Genomic DNA, 18818 nt, shown 5'->3' on the forward strand with positions numbered 1-18818 from the left:
TATCAATGCGCGAACGTTAGATTAATGAATATGGTCACGTCAAGTAAGGGTAATTCCCTAATCGCCGCGTTGGACGACACGGATCTCGCGTGCCTCGTCGCGCTGCAGGCGCAGCCTCGCGCGTCCTGGCGCGAGCTGGGCGCGGCGACCGGCATCGCCGAGAGAACTGTCGCGCGGCGCATCAAGCGCCTGATGGACGCGGACGCGCTGCGCGTCATCGCGGAACCGGATCCGCTGGCCACCGGCCGCGGCGTGGTGCTGCACGCCTGGGTGCGCTGCCGGTCGGGCCGGGTGCCGGACGTGGCCGACCAACTTGCGCGGCTGGACATCAGCCAGCTCGTCGTGACGCTGGCCGGTTCCGCCGACCTGATGGCCGAGCTGACCCTGGCCGACGCGGCCGACATGCCGGACGTGGTGACCCACGTGCTGCCGTCCATCGACGGGGTGGAACACGTGGAGGCGCGCCTGGTGTTGCGGCCGTTCCGGCGCGCGGGCCAGTGGCGGATCCAGCCGGAGTCTGGCGGCGATGCGGACGCGCCGCTGCTGTCGCCACCGGCGGCGCTGACCGACCCCGAGCAGCGCATGGTGTCGCACCTGATGCGCGATGGCCGCGCCAGTCTGGCGGAATTGGCCGAACGATCCGGCGTCAGCGAACCGACTGCGAATCGCCTGCTGCAGAATCTGGTGGAGCGCCGCGCGCTGAGCTTTCGCGTGGAAGTCGAGCCGGCGCTGGTCGGCTTTCCGGTGGAAGCGGTGATTTCGGTGCAGGTACGCCCGCAAACGGTGGACGCGCTGGCCGCGCATCTGGCGTTGGACCCCAACACCCGCTGCCTGTTCGGCACCAGTGGCGCCTCGCAGCTCTTCTGGCACGTGCTGTGCCGCGACAGCCTGCATCTGTGGGACGTGGTGACGCGGCGGCTGGGCGAGCTGGACGGCGTGCTGAACAGCGAGGTCGGCGTGGTGATGCGCGCGCACAAGCGTTGCGGCATTGTGCGCGCGGGTGCGCGGCTGGGGACGGACGCCGCGTGATGGCGTCGCTACTCGCCCGTTAAGCCCCCAGGTAAGCGCGCGCCAGCGCACCGTCCTTCGCGATGTCTTCCGCGGCGCCGTGCGCGGCGACCCGGCCGGATTCCAGCACGTACGCGCGGTCGGCCAGCGACAGCGCCAGCGCCGCCATCTGGTCCACCAGCAGGATGGTCATCGACTCCTTGCGCAGCCGGTCCAGCGCGTCGAACAGCTCGTCGATGATCTTGGGCGCCAGGCCCAGCGAGGGCTCGTCCAGCAGCAGGATCACGGGCTTGGCCATCAGGCCGCGCGCGATCGCCAGCATCTGCTGTTCGCCGCCCGACAATAGCCCCGCGCGCTGGTGCAGCCGTTCGCGCAACCGCGGAAAGCGCGTCAGCATTTCCTCGACGCGCGCCTCGCGGTCCTGCGGATGCAGGAAGGCGCCCAGGCGGATGTTGTCCAGCACGCTCAGCCCCGGAAACACCTGACGGCCTTCGGGCACCAGCACCAGGCCGCGCGCCACGATGCGATCGGCGGGGAGATTGTGCAGCTCCTGCCCCTGCAGGTGCATGCCGCCCTGCGCTGGCCGGTGCAGCCCGGCCAGCGTGCGCATCAGCGTGGACTTGCCCGCGCCGTTTGCGCCCAGCAGCGCCACCATTTCGCCTTGCCTGACCTGCAGGTCGATGCCGTGCAGCACGGGATTGGCGCCATAGCCGGTCGTCAGGTTGCCCACGCCCAGCACCTCGGGCGGCAGCGCCTCGCCCGCCGGCCTGCGCCGCGTGGCCGGCGCCCGGCGTGCGGCCTCGTCGCCCAGATAAGCCTGCCGCACTTCCGGCGATTGCTGGATCTCGGCGACGCTGCCCTGCGCCAGCTCGCGTCCGGCGTCGATCGCCACGATGTGGTCGGACACGCCCATCACCAGCGTCATGTCGTGCTCGACCAGCAGCACGCCGGCGCCCGCGTCGGCAATGCGCCGCAGCAGCCCGGCAAGCCGCGTCTTGTCTTCGCGCGACAGCCCGGCTGCGGGCTCGTCCATCAACAGCACGTCGGCGTCCGTGGCCAGCGCGCGCGCAATCTCCACCAGCCGCCGGTCCACGTGCGGCAGGTCGGCCGCGGGAATGTCGAGCGCGCCTTCGTAGCCGCAGAACGCCAGCAGGGCGCGCGCACGTTCGCGCACATCGGGCGCCAGGTAACGGCGCGACGCCAGCAGCCCTCCCAGGCGACCGCGCAGCATGCCGAGTGCGACGTTGTCCTCGACGCTCAACGTGTCAAAGAGCTGCGAGGTCTGGTAGGTGCGCGCAATGCCGCTGCGCGCCACGCGATGCGCGGGCAGCGCGGCGAGCGGCGCATCGCCCAGCGCGACGCGGCCATCGGTGGGCTGGTAGTAGCCGCTCAGCATGTTGATGACGGTGGACTTGCCCGCGCCGTTGGGGCCGATCAGTGCGGTCACCGCGCCGGGCGGCACGGTGAAGGACACCGCCTGCACGGCACGCACGCCGCCGAAGGTCATGGTGAGGGTGTCGGCATGCAGGGTGCGTCGCGTCCGCGCACTGGCCGGCAGGGCGCCGTGGCGCGGCGCAAGACCCTGCGTCTGCGCGCGCCACCGCCAGCGTGCCAAGAGCCCGGCGGCGCCCTCGGGCGCGGCCCACAGCACCACCAGCAGAAAGGCGCCGAAGAACAGCAGGCGGTACTCCTCCAGGCTGGACAGCACTTCCGGCAGCAGGCCCACCACCACCGCGCCCAGCAGCGGACCGGCCAGCGATCCCGCGCCGCCGATCGTCACGGCCAGCACGAACAGGATGGATTGCATGAAGTTGAAGTTGTGCGGCGTGATCATGCCCGTCAGCGGCGCGTACAGCCCGCCCGCCAGACCGACCACGGCAGCGGACACCATGAAGGCCGCCGCCTTGACCGCCAGCGGATTGATGCCGATGGATTCGCTGGCCGTCTCGCTGTCCTTGACCGCGCGCATGGCGGCGCCCCAGGTGCCGCGCGACAGCAGCGCATAACCGCCCAGCGCCGCGAATACGGCCACGATGGCCAGCATCGCCACGCCGCGGTCTCCGCCCAGGCTGCCGATGGCGGGCTGCACGATCCCCATCAGGCCGTTCTGCCCGCCCGTGACCGAGCCGCCTTCAATCAGCGCGTGTTCCACGATAAAGCCGAACGCGATGGTGATCATCGCCAGATAAGGGCCTTTCACGCGCAGCGCCGGCACGGCCAGCAGCAGGCCGAACGCGCCGCACACCAGCGCGGCCGCCGGCCACGCCAGCCAGAAGCTCCACCCGGCCTGGCCGGTCAGGATCGCAACCGTGTAGGCGCCGATGGCGTAAAAGCCCGCGTGGCCGAACGACATCTGGCCCGTCAGGCCCACCAGCACATTCAGGCCGATGCCGGCCAGCGCCAGCAGCGCCACATTGCCCAGAACGAAGACGTAGTAGCCGTTGACGGTGGCGGCAAGCATCAGGGCCACCGCCGCCAGCAGGGCATATAGCGCCGGCGGCAGCCAGCGCATGGGGGATTGCTTGTTCATCAGACCTTCCTCACATCGGCGCGCCCGAACAGGCCATTGGGCAGCACGGCCAACATGACGATCACCAGCGTGAAGCTGATGATCTGCGTATACCCGGAACCCAGCGCCACGGTGATCAGCGCTTCGACCACGCCAAACAGCAGGCCCGCGATCATCACGCCCCACGCGCTGGTGATGCCGCCCAGGATGGCGACCACGTAGGCCTTCAAGCCGAACAGCGTGCCCATGTCCGCCTGCACGTTAAAGAGCGGCGCAACCAGCGCGCCGGCCACGCCCGCGAACAGCGTGGACACCGCGAAGGCGGCCATGATCGCGCGGCGCACGGGGATGCCCATCAGCCGCGCGGCGTTCGGGTTCTGCACCACAGCCAGCAGCGCCACGCCCCAGCGCGTGCGGCGCGACAATGTGTGCAGCGCGGCCGCCAGCGCCAGTCCCACCACGGGTATCAGCAGTTGCAGCGGATAGATGCCCAGGCCCAGCCCGCCGATCTCCAGCGGCGACTGCGCCAGCGGAGAGGGCAGGCTGCGCGGCTCCTTGCCGAACGTGAACATGACCACGTTGTCCAGCACGATGCCCAGTGCCACCGTGGACATGAGCCAGGCGTTGGAACCGCGGCTGGCAAATGGCCGCACCGCCAGCCGCTCCACGACCAGGCCGTAAAGGGCGCATAGCGCCAGCGCAAACAGCAGCGCCACGGCGAGCGGCCAGCCCAGCGTCTGAGCGAACGTGTAGGTCAGCACGGCGCCCAGCATCATGGAACTGCCCTGGGCGAAGTTCACCGTGCCGGACACGGCATAGGTCAGGTAAAAGCCCAGGGCCATCAGCCCGTACATGCTTCCCAGCCCCAGGCCGCTGACGATGGCGGACATCAACAACATGCGCGTCTCCCGCGGCGTCTGGCCGCTTTACTGCACGCCCTTGACGGGCAGGATGCGGTTGTCGATGAACTGCGTCCACACGTAGTCGTCCTCGCGCAGCGCGTCGTGCGAAGCCGGCGTGAAGGGCTGCTCATACGTCTTGATCAGGCCCTCGTATTTGCCGATCTTGTAGAAGCCTTGGCGCACCGCGTCGCCGTCGGTGGAGCCGGCCTGCGCGATGGCCAGCGCGGCAAGCTGCATGCCGTCGTACGCGTTGGCCACGCCCACGGCCGGCGTGATGTCCTGCGGTCCCTTGATGTCGGAATACTTGGTCTTGAGCGCCTGCATCACCTTGTCGCCCACCGGCCCCTGCTTGCCGAAGAAGCTGTACGTCTGCACGAAGTGCACGTTCTTGGCGTTGGGACCGGCCAGTTCCGTGAAGCGGCCGCCGGCCGGACCCCAGTGCGACACGATCGGCACCTTCCAGCCCATGCGGTCTAGCGACTTCACCACCTGCGCCGACGGGCCCACGTTGCCGACCAGGAACAGCGTGTCGGCGCCCGCGGCCTTCAGGCGGCTCAACTGCGGCACGATGTCCAGGTCATTGGGCTGGAATTTCTCGATGCCGGCCGGCGTGATCTTGGCAGTCGCCAGCGCGGCGTTCAGGCCTTTTTCGTTGGACTCGCCCCAGGGGTTGTTCACCAGGATCATGCCGGGCTTGGCGCTCTGGAACGTCTTTTGCGCGTACTGGACCATCGCGCTGTCCACGATCTCGTCCATCGCCGACACGCGGAAGACGAAGTTGGGATTGCCCTTGTTCTGCGTGATGGCGGTGCCCGCGGCCCATGGGCCCATGAACGGCACCTTCTCCTGGTTCACGATCGGCACGATGGCCATGGACACGGGCGTGTCCAGCCCGCCGAACAGCACGGCAACCTTTTCCTTGAAGATCAGCTCGCGCGCCGCGGCCATGCCCTTGGCGGGATTGCCTTCGTCGTCGCGCCGCACCAGCACGACCTGGCGGCCGTCCAACAGGCCGCCGCGCGCGTTGATCTCGTCGATGGCGACAGTGATGCCGCGCGTCAGCGCTTCACCCGCGCGCGCCGACTCCCCGGACAACGCGGTGATCAGGCCGATCTTGATCGGGTCCGCTGCCAGCGCCGGCTGCGAGACGAGGCCCGCGGCGAAAAGGGCGGCGGCGGCCGCGTGGCGCATGAAGGAACGACGGGTCGGGGTCATCGGGACACTCCTGAAAAAGTGGAATGAATCTTGCATGGGGTTAAGTGCTGCTTCGTTTCCTTATGCAAGATCCATGCCACCTGATCCGCGCCCACTGCCACTTGCCGTCTCCGCCCAGCCGCTGCGGGGCGCGGCGGCAACAGACCGGATATGTATGCACCGGTCTACGGATTTTGTCGCCAAAACTTCCGCGATTTTGTTCACAATCATGCTTCAGGATTTGCACCAAAATGAATCCATCCTCGCTTCCAAGCACTAAACCGGGGCGTGACGGCGACGCCGCCTGGACGCCGCAACCCCTGGCCTGCCACGGCCGGTTCCCGTACCGCCCCATCGCCGGCAGGGCCGACTATTCATGGCCGAACGGCGCGCGCCTGGCCGTGTACCTGGGCTTCAACATCGAGCACTTTGCGTTCGGAGAAGGACTAGGCGCGGAACTTGGCCCGGCGTCGCCGCATCCGGATGTGCTGAACTACGCCTGGCGCGAATACGGCAACCGGGTGGGCGCGTGGCGCTGCCTGGAGCTCTTTGACGAGCTGCGCCTGCCGGCCGGCGTACTGATCAACACTGCGCTCTACGAGCATTGCCCCGATCTGGTGGATGCCTTCCTGGCGCGCGGCGACGAGCTCATCGGACACGGCTACAGCAACGCGCACCGGCAGGGAGGCCTGCCCGAAGCCGAGGAACGCGCGCTGCTGGCGCACTGTCGCGATCGCATCCTGCAGCATGCAGGCAGCGAGCCGGCGGGGTGGCTGTCGCCGTGGATCTCGGAAAGCCACGCCACGCCCGACCTGCTGGCCGAGGCCGGCTACCGCTACACGTTGAATTGGTGCCACGACGACCAGCCCATGCGCATGCGCACCCGCGCGGGCGACCTGTGGGCGATTCCCTACCCGCAGGAGCTCAACGACATTCCGATGATCATGGGCCGCAAGATGGACGCGCGCGATTTTGCCGATATGATCCTTGACCAGTACGAGGAGATGCGCGCGCAGGCGGTGCGCCAGCCGCTGGTCATGGGCATTGCGCTACATCCCTACATCGTCGGCCAGCCGTACCGGTTGCGTCACCTGCGGCGCGCGCTGGCGCCGCTGGCCGCCGCCCGCGACCGCGGCGAGATCTGGTTCACCACGCCGGGCGAGATCTGCCGCCATGTGGACGGCCTGCCGCCGGGTGTGATCGATTAAGGGTCCGTCAGAACGACCCGCCCACGTCATGTTGTTTTTCTTGTTGAACCGAGCTCCGCATGTCCACCCAAAGCGCCGCCAAGTCCCGCAATCCCGCCACCGTCCGGTCCAAGTCCGCCAAGCCCGCCGCTTCCCGGACGCGCAGGTCCGCGGCGGCGGCTGATGTCATGCCCGAGGCCGGATCGCCGTCCGCTACCCCCGACGCCGACATGGAACGCCGCATCTGCGAGGCGGTCTACGAAAGCGTGATGAGCCAGCGCCTCACGCCGGGCACCAAGCTGCCCGAGGCAGCGATCTGCGATCTGTTCGGCGTGTCGCGGTCGGTGGCGCGCAAGGCGTTGCAGCGGCTGGCGCACGAGCACGTCGTGGACCTGCACCACAACCGCGGGGCGGTAGTGGCCGAACCCACGCCGGAAGACACGCGCCAGATATTCCAGGCGCGCCGCGCGCTGGAGGCCGCGCTGCTGCCGCTGGCGGCGGCCCGCGCCACGCGCGCCGATTACGCTTCGCTGCGCCGGCAACTGCGCGACGAACATGCGCTGCTGCATCGCGCCGGGCAGCCGGCCTGGGCGCGGCAGGCGAGCGCGTTTCATGTGCGGCTGGGCGAACTGTCCGGCAACACCATCCTGCATGGCTACCTGGCCGAACTGGTGTCGCGCTGCTCGCTCATCGTGGCGCTGTACGAGCCGCCCGGCAATGCCGCTTGCGAACACGGCGAGCACGTGCTGATCGTGGACATGATGGAGCGCGGCGACGTGGCCGAAGCCGTGCGGACCAACGACAACCACCTTGCGGACCTGGAGCGGCGCATCAGCCTGGAGCGCCCGCAGCCCGCGCAAACCCTTGCCCAGATGCTGGGACTGGCCTGACATGGAAATCGACTTCGACGCTATCACCGAATATCAGCGCTACAAGCTGATGGCCAGCCTGATCGTGCCCCGTCCGATCGCGCTGATCACCACGCTGTCCGAGACCGGCGTGGTCAACGCCGCGCCGTTCAGCATGTTCAACATGCTGGGCGAGGATCCGCCCATCGTGATGGTCAGCATCAACCGCCTGGAAGACGGCGGGCTGAAGGACACCGCGGTCAACATCAAGCGCGACCGCGAGTTCGTCGTGCACCTGACCGACGAGGCCATGGCCGAAAAGATGCACCGCTGCGGCGACCGCCTGCCGGCCGATGTCAGCGAGCTGGCGCACGCGGGCCTGGATGCCGCGCCCAGCCACCGCGTCGCGCCGCCGCGCATCGTGCAGGCGCCCGTCGCGTTTGAATGCACGCTATTCGAAACCATGGAAACCGCCAGCCGCCAGATCTTCATCGGCCAGGTGCGCTGGCTGCATGCGCGCGACGGCTTGATCGACACGGAAACCTGGCGCGTGCGCCTGCAGGATTACTTTCCGGTGGGCCGGTTTGGCGCCAGCTTCTACGTGCGGACGCGCGACCGCTACGCCATCGGCGCGGAAAAGAACGCGCCGGCCAGCACGCCCATCGACGAGATCTGAAGCCTCACCACACGGCGGCGTCCGAGCCGGGCGCCCGCAGGCGGCGCGCGAAGCGGCGCGACAGGAAGTCCACGAACGCCAGCGTCTTGGCCGGCAGGTTCAGCCGTTCGGGGTACAGCGCGTGGATATCCGCGGGCGGCGTGCGCCAATCGGTCAACACTTCGCGCAGGCGGCCCGCGCGCAGGTGCGCCGCGGTTTCCCATTCGGACCGCATCACGATGCCGTGGCCGTCCAGCGCCCATTCCAGCGCGCTCTGGCCATCATTTGAACTGACCGGGCCGCGCACCTTCACGGTCTCCGCGCGCGCCCCGGATTCCAGCCGCCAGGTGCCGTAGGCCACGTCGTTCTCGCGCACCACGATGCAGCGGTGGCGCTGCAGGTCGCTGGGCGCGCGCGGCTCGCCATGAATCTCCAGATAGCGCGGCGACGCGCAGAGCAGGCGCCGGTTCGAGGCGATCCTGCGCGCCGTGAGCCGCGCGTCGGGCAGGTCGCCAAAGCGCACCGCCACGTCAACGCCTTCCTCGATCAGATTGAGCGGCCTGTCGGTCAGGCGCATCTGCACTTCCACGTCGGGATACTGGCGGCAGAAGTCCGAGACGGCGGGCACGATGTGGGCGCGTCCAAAGCCGAACGTGGCGTTCAGGCGCAGGAGCCCCTGCGGCTGGGCGCGGGCGCTGGACACGGAGCGTTCCAGCGCCTGCAGGTCGGCCAGGATGCGCGTGCCCTCGGCCAGGTACAGCTCGCCTTCCTGCGTGACGCTGACGCGGCGCGTGGTGCGGTTCAAGAGCCGCACGCCCAGGCGCTGCTCCAGCTTGGCCAGCCGGGTGCTGACCGCGGGCGGCGTCAGCCCCAGTTCCCGCGCCGTGGCCGACAGGTTGCCGTGCTTGACCACAAGCGAAAAGAAGGCGAGATCGGAGAGCGCGTCCATGGCTATTTATAAATTGGATTTAACAAAGATTTATAAATCCAGCGAATTATAAGAACGAAACCGGCCTATACACTGGGTTCACCGATACAGAGCCGCGCCACGCGGCCACACGAGGAGACCCGAAATGAAGATAGCCAGATTGGCCGGCGCATTGTGCGCGGCCGTTGCCGCATCCTGTTGGGCCCATGCGGCCGGGGCCAGCAACGCCTTTCCCGAACGCGCGGTGACGCTGATCGTGCCGTTCGCGCCGGGCGGCAGCGTGGACATCGCGGCCCGCCTGATCTCCGACGCCTGGGCGAAGGAATTGGGGCAGAGCGTCATCGTGGAAAACCGCGCCGGCGCGTCCGGCAACATCGGCATGACGGCCGTGGCGCGTGCCGAGCCCAACGGCTACACGCTGGGCATCAACACCATGTCGCTCGCGATCAATCCGGCGCTCTTCAAGACCATGCCGTTCGATACCGCAAAGGACCTGCGTTCGGTGGGCACGGTGGGGACGTCGCAGCATGTGCTGACGGTCACCAACAGTTTGCCCGTGGCGTCGGTCAGCGAGCTGCTCACGTATGTGCGCGCCCGTCCCGCCAACGACCTGAGCTTTGGCTCGGCCGGCACCGGCAGCACGTTCCACATGGCGGCAGAGCTGTTCAAGTCCGTGTCCAAGACGCAGATCATGCACGTCCCGTACAAGGGCGGCGGCCCCGCGATGCTGGACACGATCAGCGGGCAGGTGCAGATGAGCTTTCCCGTGCTGTCCGCGGCCAAGCCGCAGGTTGACGGCAAGAAGCTGCGCGCGCTCGGGGTGACCGGCACGACGCGCTCGCCGCTCTTGCCCGACGTGCCGACGATTGCCGAGTCGGGCCTGCCGGGCTACGAATTCAACACCTGGTTCGTCATCAGCGCGCCGGCCGGCACGCCGCAGCCGGTGATCGACACGCTGAACGCGAAGCTGGCGCAGGCGCTGAAGTCGGCCGCGCTGACGCAACGCATGCAGAGAGAAGGGTTTGAACCCCTGATCACCGCGCCGGACAAGACCGACGCCATGGTGGCCACCGAGATGACGCGCTGGTCCGGCATCGTCAAGGAAGCCGGGATCCAGGCGAACTGATCGGCGGCCAAGCGCGCAAAGGCCGCACGAAAAAGCCGCACGCAAAGGCCGCGAGCAACTCCGGCCCGCAATACCCGCCCGCGCGCGCCGCGGGCGCCTCTTTCAAGCAAGGAAGCCCTGACATGCCCGGCATGACGCTATACGACAAACTGGTGGCCAGCCATGAGGTGGCCCGGATCGACGCCGAGCACGTGCTGCTCTACGTCGACCTGCACATCATGAACGAATACACCAGCCCGCAGGCCTTCAGCGGCCTGGCCGCGCGGGGCCGCGACGTGCTGCGCCCGGGTCAGCAGATGGCGGTGGTGGACCACATCATCCCCACGCATCCCGTGCCGTCCGCGCTGCGCGTGATTGCGGACGACGCCTCGTCGCGCCAGGCGCTGAACCTGAAGCGCAATTGCGATACGCAGCACATCGCGCTCTTTGATACCACCGATCCGCTGCAGGGCATCGAGCACGTCATCGCGCCGGAGCACGGCATGATCCTGCCCGGCATGGTGGTGCTGTGCGGCGACAGCCACACCACCACGTACGGCGCGCTGGGCGCCTTGGGTTTTGGCATCGGCACCAGCGAAGTCGAACACATTCTGGCGACGCAGACGCTGGCGTACCGCGTGGCGCGCAACATGCGAATCCGCATCGACGGTGCGCTGCCGGCGCACGTGTCGGCCAAGGATCTGGTGATCTACCTCGTGCATCGCATTGGCGCGCAGGGCGCGCGCGGCCATGCCGTGGAGTTCTGCGGCGAGGCGGTGGCCGCGCTGTCGGCCGAAGCGCGCATGACCCTGTGCAACATGACGGTCGAAGCCGGCGCGCGCGCCGCGCTGATCGCGCCGGACGCTGTCACCGACGCGTACGTCACGGCGCACGCGCCGCAACTGCGCGGCGCGTTGCTGGACGAGGCGCGCGCGTGGTGGGCTACGCTGCGTTCGGACGACGACGCGCGCTTCGATGTGGAACACGCGTTCGACGCGGGCCGCATCGCGCCCTTCGTGACGTGGGGCACCAGCCCCGATCAGGCGATGCCCGTCGATGGCGCGGTGCCGGATCCGCGGGACGAACCGGACGCGCTGGCCCGGCTGGCGCTGGAAAAGGCCATGGACTATATCGGCCTGGCGGCGGGCGCGCCCATCGCGGGGGTGCCGATCGACCGCGTGTTCATCGGCTCCTGTACCAACGGCCGCATCGAAGACCTGCGCGTCGTGGCGGATCTGGCGCGCGGCAAGCAGGTGGCCGCGGGGGTGCGTGCGATGGTGGTGCCCGGTTCCGGCGCGGTGCGCGCGCAGGCCGAAGCCGAAGGGCTGGCCGCCGACCTGATCGCGGCGGGCTTTGAATGGCGCCAGCCCGGCTGCTCGATGTGCCTGGCCATGAACGATGACGTGCTGCGCCCCGGCGAACGCTGTGCGTCCACCACGAACCGTAATTTCGAGGGACGCCAGGGGCGGGCAGGGCGCACGCACCTGATGAGTCCCGCGATGGCCGCAGCGGCCGCGCTGGCGGGCCGTATCGTCGATGTGCGCACCTGGGGAGACGCCAAATGAATGTCATGACCGAAGGCGTGGCCGCGCCGCTGCCGTACTCCAATCTGGACACCGACCAGATCATGCCCAAGCAGTTCTTGCGCATCATCGACAAGGCCGGGCTGGACAAGGGCCTGCTGTACGACCTGCGCTTTGATGAAGCGGGCGCGCCGCGGCCGGACTGTGTGCTGAACCAGCCCGCCTACGCGGGCGCCAGCATCCTGGTGGCCGGTCCCAATTTTGGCTGCGGCTCCAGCCGCGAGCACGCCGTCTGGGGCCTGAAGCAGTTCGGCATCCGGGCGGTCATCGCGTCCAGCTTCGGCGAGATCTTCTACTTCAACGCGCTCAATAATGGCCTCTTGCTGGTGACGTTGCCGCCCGCCGAGGTCGACGCCTTGCTCGCGAAGGTGTCCAATACGGCGGCAGCCGGCGCAAACCGCGTCGGCATCGACGTGATGGCCGGGCAGGTGCGCGCGGCCGACGGCTGGATCGCACACTTTGAACTGCCGGCGCGGCATCGCAGCATGTTCGCGCAAGGGCAGGACATGGTGGGCGCGACGCTGCAGCAACTGCCCGAGGTGGAGCGATTTGAAGCACGCCATTGGGCCCGCTTTCCGTGGATGAAGGATGTGGCGCGACAGGTGCGCGACCGGCTGGACGCGCATGACAACGAAAGGAGATGACGCAGATGACCGCCTTTTTCGACCTGCCGGTGCGGCGCTTTCCGGCCAACGGCGTGGAGATCGCCGCCCGCATCGACGGCTCGGGTCCGCCCCTGCTGCTGTTGCACGGGCATCCGCAGACCCACGCCATCTGGCACCGCGTCTGGCCCGAACTGACGCGTCATCGCACCTGCGTGGCCGCCGATCTGCGCGGTTACGGCGACAGCAGCAAGCCGGCCGCCAGCGCCGATCACGCCGCGCATTCCAAGCGCACCATGGCGGCGGACATGGTGGCGCTGATGCGCGGACTGGGCCACGACCGTTTCGAGGTCCTGGCGCATGACCGCGGCGCGCGTGTCGCACATCGCCTTGCGCTGGACCATCCCGACACCGTGAGCCGGATGCTGCTGCTGGATATCGCGCCCACGCTGGATATGTACGAAGGCACGACGCGCGCCTTCGCGCAGGCCTATTTCCACTGGTTCTGGCTGATCCAGCCGGCGCCCGTGCCGGAAACGATGATCGAGCACGATCCCATTTTCTATCTGCGATCCGTGATGGGCGGGCGGCCGGGCGGACTGGCGCATTTTTCGGCCGAGGCCATGGCCGAGTACGAACGCGCCGCGCGCCAACCCGGCTGGGCGACCGGCCTTTGCGAGGACTACCGCGCGTCCGCGACGATCGACCTGGACCACGACAAGGCCGGCCGCGCTGCTGGCGAGCGCCTGCGCATGCCGGTGCGCGCGATGTGGGGCGAACGCGGCGCCGTGGGCCGCAACTTCGACGTGCTGGCCCTGTGGCGCGCGGTGGCTGACGACGTGACCGGCGGCCCGCTGCCCGGCGCGCACTATCTGGCCGAGGAAACGCCAGACGCGGTGCTGGGCGAAGCAGGCGCATTCTTCGGCTGGCGTTGAACAACCGGGCGGCGCCCGCTGTCAATCAAGCCTCGGCAGGCGATAGGGCTATCCAAAAAGGGACACACCCCTGGTGTTAACCTTCGGCCCATGAATCGTTACTTCGCCGATCTTTCCGAATTGCCCGACGCCGAGGACGCCCAGCGCGCCTTCAAGGCGTCGGATTCACCCTGCGTGGCGGTGTGTTCCACGCTGTTCGACGACATCTGCCGCGGGTGCGGGCGCACGGCCATGGAAGTTGCCAACTGGGTGTTCATGTCGGAAGCCGAAAAGCGCGAAGTCTGGATCCGCATCAAGTCGCAAGGGTATCCGCGGCGCAACAACTGACGCCGCTGCGCACTGACGCGCTTGCGTCCCCGTCTTGGGCTTGTCACATGGCGCAGGCTGAATAGCGCCATTGCCCACTTCCGGCTCCATCATGCGCATCGTCCTGGTCACGGATGCCTGGCATCCGCAAGTCAACGGCGTCGTCCGCACCTGGTCGACCATGCGGCAGATCCTCAGCGACTGGGGCCACGAGCTGATCGTGGTCAGTCCCGAGGGCAGCCGAACCATTCCCGCGCCCTCCGAACCCGATCTGCGGCTGTGCCTGCAACCCGGCCGGCAATTGCGCCGCATCCTGGGCGACACCATCCCCGACGCGCTGCACATCGCCACGGAAGGCCCGCTGGGCCTGGCTGCCCGGCGCATGGCGCTGCGGCGGGGCTGGCGCTTCACTACTTCGTTCCACACGATGTTTCCGGATTACCTGGAGGCGCGCATGGGCATCCCCGCGGCGCTGCCGTGGCGCTACCTGCGCTGGTTCCACCGGCCGTCGCAATGCGTGCTGGTGCCCACGCCCACGGTGCGCGACATCCTGGTGCGGCGCGGCCTGGCGAATCTGCGCGTGTGGTCGCGCGGGGTCGATCCGCGCAAGTTCCAGCCCTCGGCCAGCCAGGCGTTCCATGATCTGCCCCGGCCCGTCTGGCTGAGCGTGGGCCGCGTGGCCAAGGAAAAGAACCTGGATGCCTTCCTGTCCCTGGATTTGCCGGGCAGCAAGGTCGTGGTGGGCGCCGGACCCGATGAGGCCCGCCTGAAAAAGCGCTTCCCGGACGCGATCTTCCTGGGCATGCAACAGGACGGCGCGCTGCCCGGCTTTTACGCGGCCGCCGACGTGTTCGTGTTTCCCAGCCTGACCGATACCTTCGGGCTGGTGATGCTCGAGGCCATGGCCTGCGGAACCCCGGTGGCCGCCTTTCGCAGCGAGGCCCCGCTTGCCGTGGTGCAGGAAGGCGTGACGGGCCGGCTGGACGACGACCTGAAGCGGGCCTGCCTGGCCGCGCTGCCGCTGCACCGCGACGAGGTGCGGGCGCAGGCGCTGACCCGCAGCTGGGATTCGGTTGCTTCGGATCTGCTGGACGCACTGGTGCCGCTGACACAGGGCGATTCGCGCGGGGCGGCCAACGATTGGGCGACCACAAGCTGATACAGACGCGCCGCCCGGATTTGCTAGCCGTCTGGCGCGCCAACCTTGTACAATGCCCGGCAATCCTGAGGAGCGTTGCGACGACCCTGCGGTCCCCCATGTGTCTTACCCATGCGGACCCCGGCTCGCCAGGCTCAGGAATCCTTGTTCAAGCGCCGCGCCCCGCGCGTCGCTACAGCAACGGCGCTCACCTTTGTCGCGTATGGCGGGAAAGGCGAGCACTCGACTGTCGTGGTGTATTCGCGTTGTCCGGCCATCTCGTGCGCCGTTCGTCATTTACGTGGAGCCTACACACCATGAACGCTGTGACTGATAAATCCTTTTCCGACTACCTCGTCGCCGACATGTCGCTGGCCGGCTGGGGCCGCCGCGAACTCGCCATCGCCGAAACCGAAATGCCCGGCCTGATGGCCATCCGCGAGGAATTCGCCGCGTCGCAGCCGCTCAAGGGCGCGCGCATCGCCGGCAGCCTGCACATGACCATCCAGACCGGCGTGCTGATCGAAACGCTGGTGGCCCTGGGCGCCGAAGTGCGCTGGGCCTCGTGCAACATCTTCTCCACGCAAGACCACGCCGCAGCCGCCATCGCCGCGTCGGGCACGCCGGTCTTCGCCGTCAAGGGCGAGACGCTGGAAGAGTATTGGCAGTACACCCACAAGATCTTCGAATGGCCCAATGGCCAGAACGCCAACATGATCCTCGACGACGGCGGCGACGCCACGTTGATGCTGCACCTGGGCACCAAGGCTGAAAAGGACCTCTCGGTCCTGGCCAACCCGGGCAGCGACGAAGAGCGCATCCTGTTCGCCGCCATCAAGGAAACCCTGAAGCGCGATCCCAAGTGGTACTCGACCCGCCTGGCGCTGATCAAGGGCGTGACCGAAGAAACCACCACCGGCGTCCATCGCCTGTACCAGATGTCGCAAAAGGGCGAGCTGGCCTTTGCCGCCATCAACGTCAACGACTCGGTCACCAAGTCCAAGTTCGACAACCTGTACGGCTGCCGCGAATCGCTGGTTGACGGCATCAAGCGTGCCACCGACGTCATGGTCGCGGGCAAGATCGCGGTTGTGGCCGGCTACGGCGACGTAGGCAAGGGTTGCGCCCAGGCGCTGGTCGCGCTGCGCGCGCAAGTGTGGGTCACCGAAATCGACCCGATCTGCGCGCTGCAGGCCGCCATGGAAGGCTTCAAGGTCGTGACGATGGAAGAAGCCGCCGCCCACGGCGACATCTTCGTCACCGCCACCGGCAACTACCAGGTCATCACGCGCGACCACATGAACGCAATGAAGGATCAGGCCATCGTCTGCAACATCGGCCACTTCGACAACGAAATCGATGTCGCCGGTCTGGCCGATTGCAAGTGGGAAGAGATCAAGCCGCAAGTCGACCACGTCATCTTCCCGGACGGCAAGCGCATCATCCTGCTGGCTCAGGGCCGTCTCGTGAACCTGGGCTGCGCCACCGGCCACCCCTCGTTCGTGATGTCGTCCTCGTTCGCCAACCAGACGATCGCCCAGATCGAACTGTTCACGCGCAACGAAGCCTACAAGTCCGGCGAAGTCTACGTGCTGCCCAAGCACCTGGACGAGAAGGTCGCCCGCCTGCACCTGAAGAAGCTGGGCGTCAAGCTCACGACGCTGCGTCAGGACCAGGCCGACTACATCAGCGTGCCGGTCGAAGGCCCCTACAAGCCCAACCACTACCGCTATTGATGGATGTAGCACAATAGGAAAATTCCGCGCCATGTCGGCGCGGGTTTTCCGGTCTGCGGGTCACGCCCGTCGCCGCCCGGCGCCGACGGGTCCGCGGAGCGTCAATACAGGAGTTCGAACATGGTGACACTGATACTCGTCTGGATCCTGAACGCAGTGGCCTTGCTGGCCGTTGCCTACCTGCTGCCCGGCATCACGGTGGCCAGTTTCGGTTCGGCGCTTATCGCCGCACTGGTGCTGGGCTTGGTGAACATGCTGGTCAAGCCGGTCCTGGTGCTGCTGACGCTGCCCATCACGATCGTTACCCTCGGGCTCTTCCTCATCGTCATCAACGCCTTGTTGTTCTGGTTCGTGGGCTCCGTGCTCAAGGGTTTCCAGGTCAACGGGTTCTGGTGGGCCGTGGGCGGCGCCATCCTGTACAGCATCATCTCCGGTCTGCTGACCAAGCTGATCCCGTAGAGGGCCCCCCCGACGGTAGAGTCCCCCCGAGCGCTGCGCGCTTCCCCCAGGGGCGTGCCTGCGGACCGGCGGAGCCCGGATCCGCGGCACCTCGCGGGGTCACTCCGGCCGAATGCGGCGCTTAGCCATAAAAAGATTGATATGTCCGAATCGAACTCTCCTGCTTTTAGTCTGGAATTCTTTCCTCCGCGTGATCTCGCCGGCCAAGAGCGTCTGGTGCGCGCGGCCAAGCAGATGCTGGCCATCCAGCCCAAGTACGTCAGCGTGACGTTCGGCGCGGGCGGCTCCACGCGCGCCGGCACGGCCGACGCCGTGCGCACGCTGCGCAATCTGGGTTGCGACGCCGCGCCGCACCTGTCGTGCGTGGGCGCCTCGCGCCAGGACCTGCGGGACATCCTGCAGGCCTACAAGAACGAAGGCGTGCGGCGCGTCGTGGCCCTGCGCGGCGACCTGCCGTCGGGCATGGGCGGCGACGCGGGCGAGCTGCGCTACGCCAACGAACTGGTGTCGTTCATCCGCGAGGAAACCGGCGACTGGTTCCACATCGAAGTGGCCGCCTATCCCGAAATGCACCCCCAGGCCGCCAATCCCTCGGCCGACCTGGACCATTTCGTGACCAAGGTGAAGGCCGGCGCCGATGCCGCCATCACGCAGTATTTCTTCAATGCCGACGCCTATTTCGACTTCGTCGACCGGGCCCGCGCCAAGGGCGTGAACGTGCCGATCGTGCCGGGCATCATGCCCATCACGAACCACACGCAGCTCCTGCGGTTCTCGGAAATGTGCGGCGCCGAAGTGCCGCGCTGGATCCGCCTGCGCCTGGCCGAGTTCGGCGACGACAAGGCCTCCATCCGCGCCTTCGGCGTGGACGTCGTGACCGAGCTGTGCCAGACGCTGCTGGACAACGGCGCGCCGGGCGTGCACTTCTACACGCTGAACAGTTCCGAAGCGCCGCTGGCGATCTGGAAGGAATTGACGGTGTAAGTGGTCCGCTGCGCGGCTGCAGGCTTGCCGCCCGCCGCCATGGCAAAAGGCCGGCGGTTCCGGCGGCCATACTAGGACGGTCAGCCCGATCCCCACGAAGCGATATGCCGAGTGGGGATTTTTCTTTTTGGGAGCCCGCCACTAGCAACCTCGCTAATGGTCGGCAATTTTTTAGCCGGTTCCAGCCTTCTGACAAATTAGCCCCCCTTTGCCGAGCTTTCGAACTATTCATATGTCCATGGCGAAGGTCCCGCCTTAGATTGAACGACTTTTCGTTCAATTGACGAGTGACACGCACATGGCGGGCGCAGCGACAGATTTGATGGACGAGGCGTCCCAGTGGACACGTCGCGTAGTAAAAGCGTTGCCATGCCCCGACTGGGCGACGCTTGAACAGGAAACCCGCCCCTGGATTCTTCTGGACGGCGCGCACAGCGACACGCTCGAGAACGACCTTCTGCAAATCAGGCGTGGATTCGAGTATCGCTGGGTCTGGCGCGATACGCCTCGGGAATATCGAAATCCAGGCTATCGCCATGGCCCCCTGCTAGTTCCGCTCGACGAGGCATTATTCACCCACGCCGTCGAACATTGGCTCCGCCAGCAAGCAGGAATCATCTTGGTGGCTCCCGACGATATCCACCTCCTCGTCGCCCACCTCCAACAGTTGCACCAATTGACGGGTACAGACGGATTTCCGCTCAGGTTCAGCCTTAATGGCGCGCGGGCGCTCGAAGAG

At 67.4% G+C, this 18818-nt stretch carries 18 protein-coding genes and 1 riboswitch; of the genes, 14 read left to right on the forward strand and 4 right to left on the reverse strand.

All coding sequences use genetic code 11. The features are described from left to right. Positions 1-24: 24 nt before the first annotated feature. Complete coding sequence (locus ASD71_RS25900) at positions 25-1029, forward strand: Lrp/AsnC family transcriptional regulator (RefSeq protein ID WP_056571248.1); 1005 nt, start codon at positions 25-27, stop codon at positions 1027-1029. Between the two features lie 19 nt (positions 1030-1048). Here the strand turns inward: ASD71_RS25900 and ASD71_RS25905 are convergent, their stop codons facing one another. From ASD71_RS25905 to ASD71_RS25915, 3 genes are read right to left on the reverse strand one after another with little or no spacing between them, the layout of a single operon-like run. Further along, positions 1049-3538: a branched-chain amino acid ABC transporter ATP-binding protein/permease gene (locus ASD71_RS25905; protein WP_056571250.1), complete on the reverse strand. Its 2490-nt coding sequence runs from the start codon at positions 3536-3538 to the stop codon at positions 1049-1051. Beyond that, positions 3538-4416: a branched-chain amino acid ABC transporter permease gene (locus ASD71_RS25910; RefSeq protein WP_056571252.1), complete on the reverse strand. Its 879-nt coding sequence runs from the start codon at positions 4414-4416 to the stop codon at positions 3538-3540. Before ASD71_RS25910 ends, ASD71_RS25905 begins: the two co-directional genes overlap by 1 nt. A gap of 27 nt (positions 4417-4443) precedes the next feature. Further along, positions 4444-5634, reverse strand: a complete 1191-nt coding sequence (locus tag ASD71_RS25915) for an ABC transporter substrate-binding protein (protein ID WP_056571254.1) — start codon at positions 5632-5634, stop codon at positions 4444-4446. A 230-nt stretch (positions 5635-5864) separates the two neighbouring features. Here ASD71_RS25915 and ASD71_RS25920 point away from each other — a divergent pair, with 230 nt between their 5' ends. The 3 genes from ASD71_RS25920 to ASD71_RS25930 are packed head-to-tail and all read left to right on the forward strand — an operon-like array spanning position 5865 to position 8324. After that, positions 5865-6821, forward strand: a complete 957-nt coding sequence (locus ASD71_RS25920) for a polysaccharide deacetylase family protein (RefSeq protein WP_056571257.1) — start codon at positions 5865-5867, stop codon at positions 6819-6821. A 59-nt stretch (positions 6822-6880) separates the two neighbouring features. After that, positions 6881-7690: a GntR family transcriptional regulator gene (locus tag ASD71_RS25925; protein WP_056571259.1), complete on the forward strand. Its 810-nt coding sequence runs from the start codon at positions 6881-6883 to the stop codon at positions 7688-7690. Between the two features lies 1 nt (position 7691). Then, entirely contained in the window at positions 7692-8324 is a 633-nt protein-coding gene (locus ASD71_RS25930) for a flavin reductase family protein (protein ID WP_056571261.1), read from the forward strand. Between the two features lie 4 nt (positions 8325-8328). Here ASD71_RS25930 and ASD71_RS25935 read toward each other — a convergent pair whose 3' ends face one another. After that, positions 8329-9252: a LysR family transcriptional regulator gene (locus tag ASD71_RS25935; protein ID WP_056571263.1), complete on the reverse strand. Its 924-nt coding sequence runs from the start codon at positions 9250-9252 to the stop codon at positions 8329-8331. A gap of 124 nt (positions 9253-9376) precedes the next feature. Between ASD71_RS25935 and ASD71_RS25940 the strand changes: the two genes are divergently transcribed. The 10 genes from ASD71_RS25940 to ASD71_RS28105 all read left to right on the forward strand — a co-directional run. Beyond that, positions 9377-10357, forward strand: coding sequence for a tripartite tricarboxylate transporter substrate binding protein (locus ASD71_RS25940; RefSeq protein WP_056571265.1), 981 nt, complete (start codon positions 9377-9379; stop codon positions 10355-10357). 122 nt (positions 10358-10479) lie between these two features. Continuing rightward, positions 10480-11901: a 3-isopropylmalate dehydratase large subunit gene (gene leuC, locus ASD71_RS25945; RefSeq protein ID WP_056571268.1), complete on the forward strand. Its 1422-nt coding sequence runs from the start codon at positions 10480-10482 to the stop codon at positions 11899-11901. After that, positions 11898-12563, forward strand: a complete 666-nt coding sequence (leuD, locus tag ASD71_RS25950) for a 3-isopropylmalate dehydratase small subunit (protein WP_056571270.1) — start codon at positions 11898-11900, stop codon at positions 12561-12563. The genes leuC and leuD overlap by 4 nt, the downstream gene beginning before the upstream one ends. A 5-nt stretch (positions 12564-12568) precedes the next feature. After that, on the forward strand, positions 12569-13456 hold the full coding sequence (locus tag ASD71_RS25955; RefSeq protein WP_056571289.1) for an alpha/beta fold hydrolase: 888 nt from the start codon (positions 12569-12571) through the stop codon (positions 13454-13456). Positions 13457-13546: 90 nt separating this feature from the next. Further along, the gene (locus ASD71_RS25960; protein WP_056571272.1) at positions 13547-13783 is read left to right on the forward strand and encodes a DUF1289 domain-containing protein; all 237 of its coding nucleotides are present in this window, start codon (positions 13547-13549) and stop codon (positions 13781-13783) included. 91 nt (positions 13784-13874) lie between these two features. Further along, positions 13875-14921, forward strand: coding sequence for a glycosyltransferase family 1 protein (locus ASD71_RS25965; RefSeq protein WP_056571291.1), 1047 nt, complete (start codon positions 13875-13877; stop codon positions 14919-14921). 61 nt (positions 14922-14982) lie between these two features. Beyond that, a riboswitch (S-adenosyl-L-homocysteine riboswitch) is annotated at positions 14983-15117 on the forward strand. A gap of 100 nt (positions 15118-15217) precedes the next feature. Beyond that, positions 15218-16636: an adenosylhomocysteinase gene (ahcY, locus tag ASD71_RS25970; protein ID WP_056571273.1), complete on the forward strand. Its 1419-nt coding sequence runs from the start codon at positions 15218-15220 to the stop codon at positions 16634-16636. Positions 16637-16759: 123 nt separating this feature from the next. Further along, positions 16760-17095, forward strand: coding sequence for a phage holin family protein (locus tag ASD71_RS25975; protein ID WP_056327402.1), 336 nt, complete (start codon positions 16760-16762; stop codon positions 17093-17095). 141 nt (positions 17096-17236) lie between these two features. Then, positions 17237-18079 carry a methylenetetrahydrofolate reductase [NAD(P)H] gene (gene metF / locus ASD71_RS25980; protein ID WP_056571275.1) on the forward strand — a complete coding sequence of 281 codons (843 nt, stop codon included), beginning with the start codon at positions 17237-17239 and terminating at the stop codon, positions 18077-18079. Positions 18080-18377: 298 nt separating this feature from the next. Then, a partial coding sequence (locus ASD71_RS28105) for a DUF4123 domain-containing protein (RefSeq protein WP_156395309.1) occupies positions 18378-18818 on the forward strand: 441 nt, incomplete at its 3' end.

The sequence above is a fragment of the Achromobacter sp. Root565 genome, from assembly GCF_001427425.1.
In the GTDB taxonomy this organism is placed as follows: Bacteria; Pseudomonadota; Gammaproteobacteria; order Burkholderiales; family Burkholderiaceae_B; genus Achromobacter; species Achromobacter spanius_D.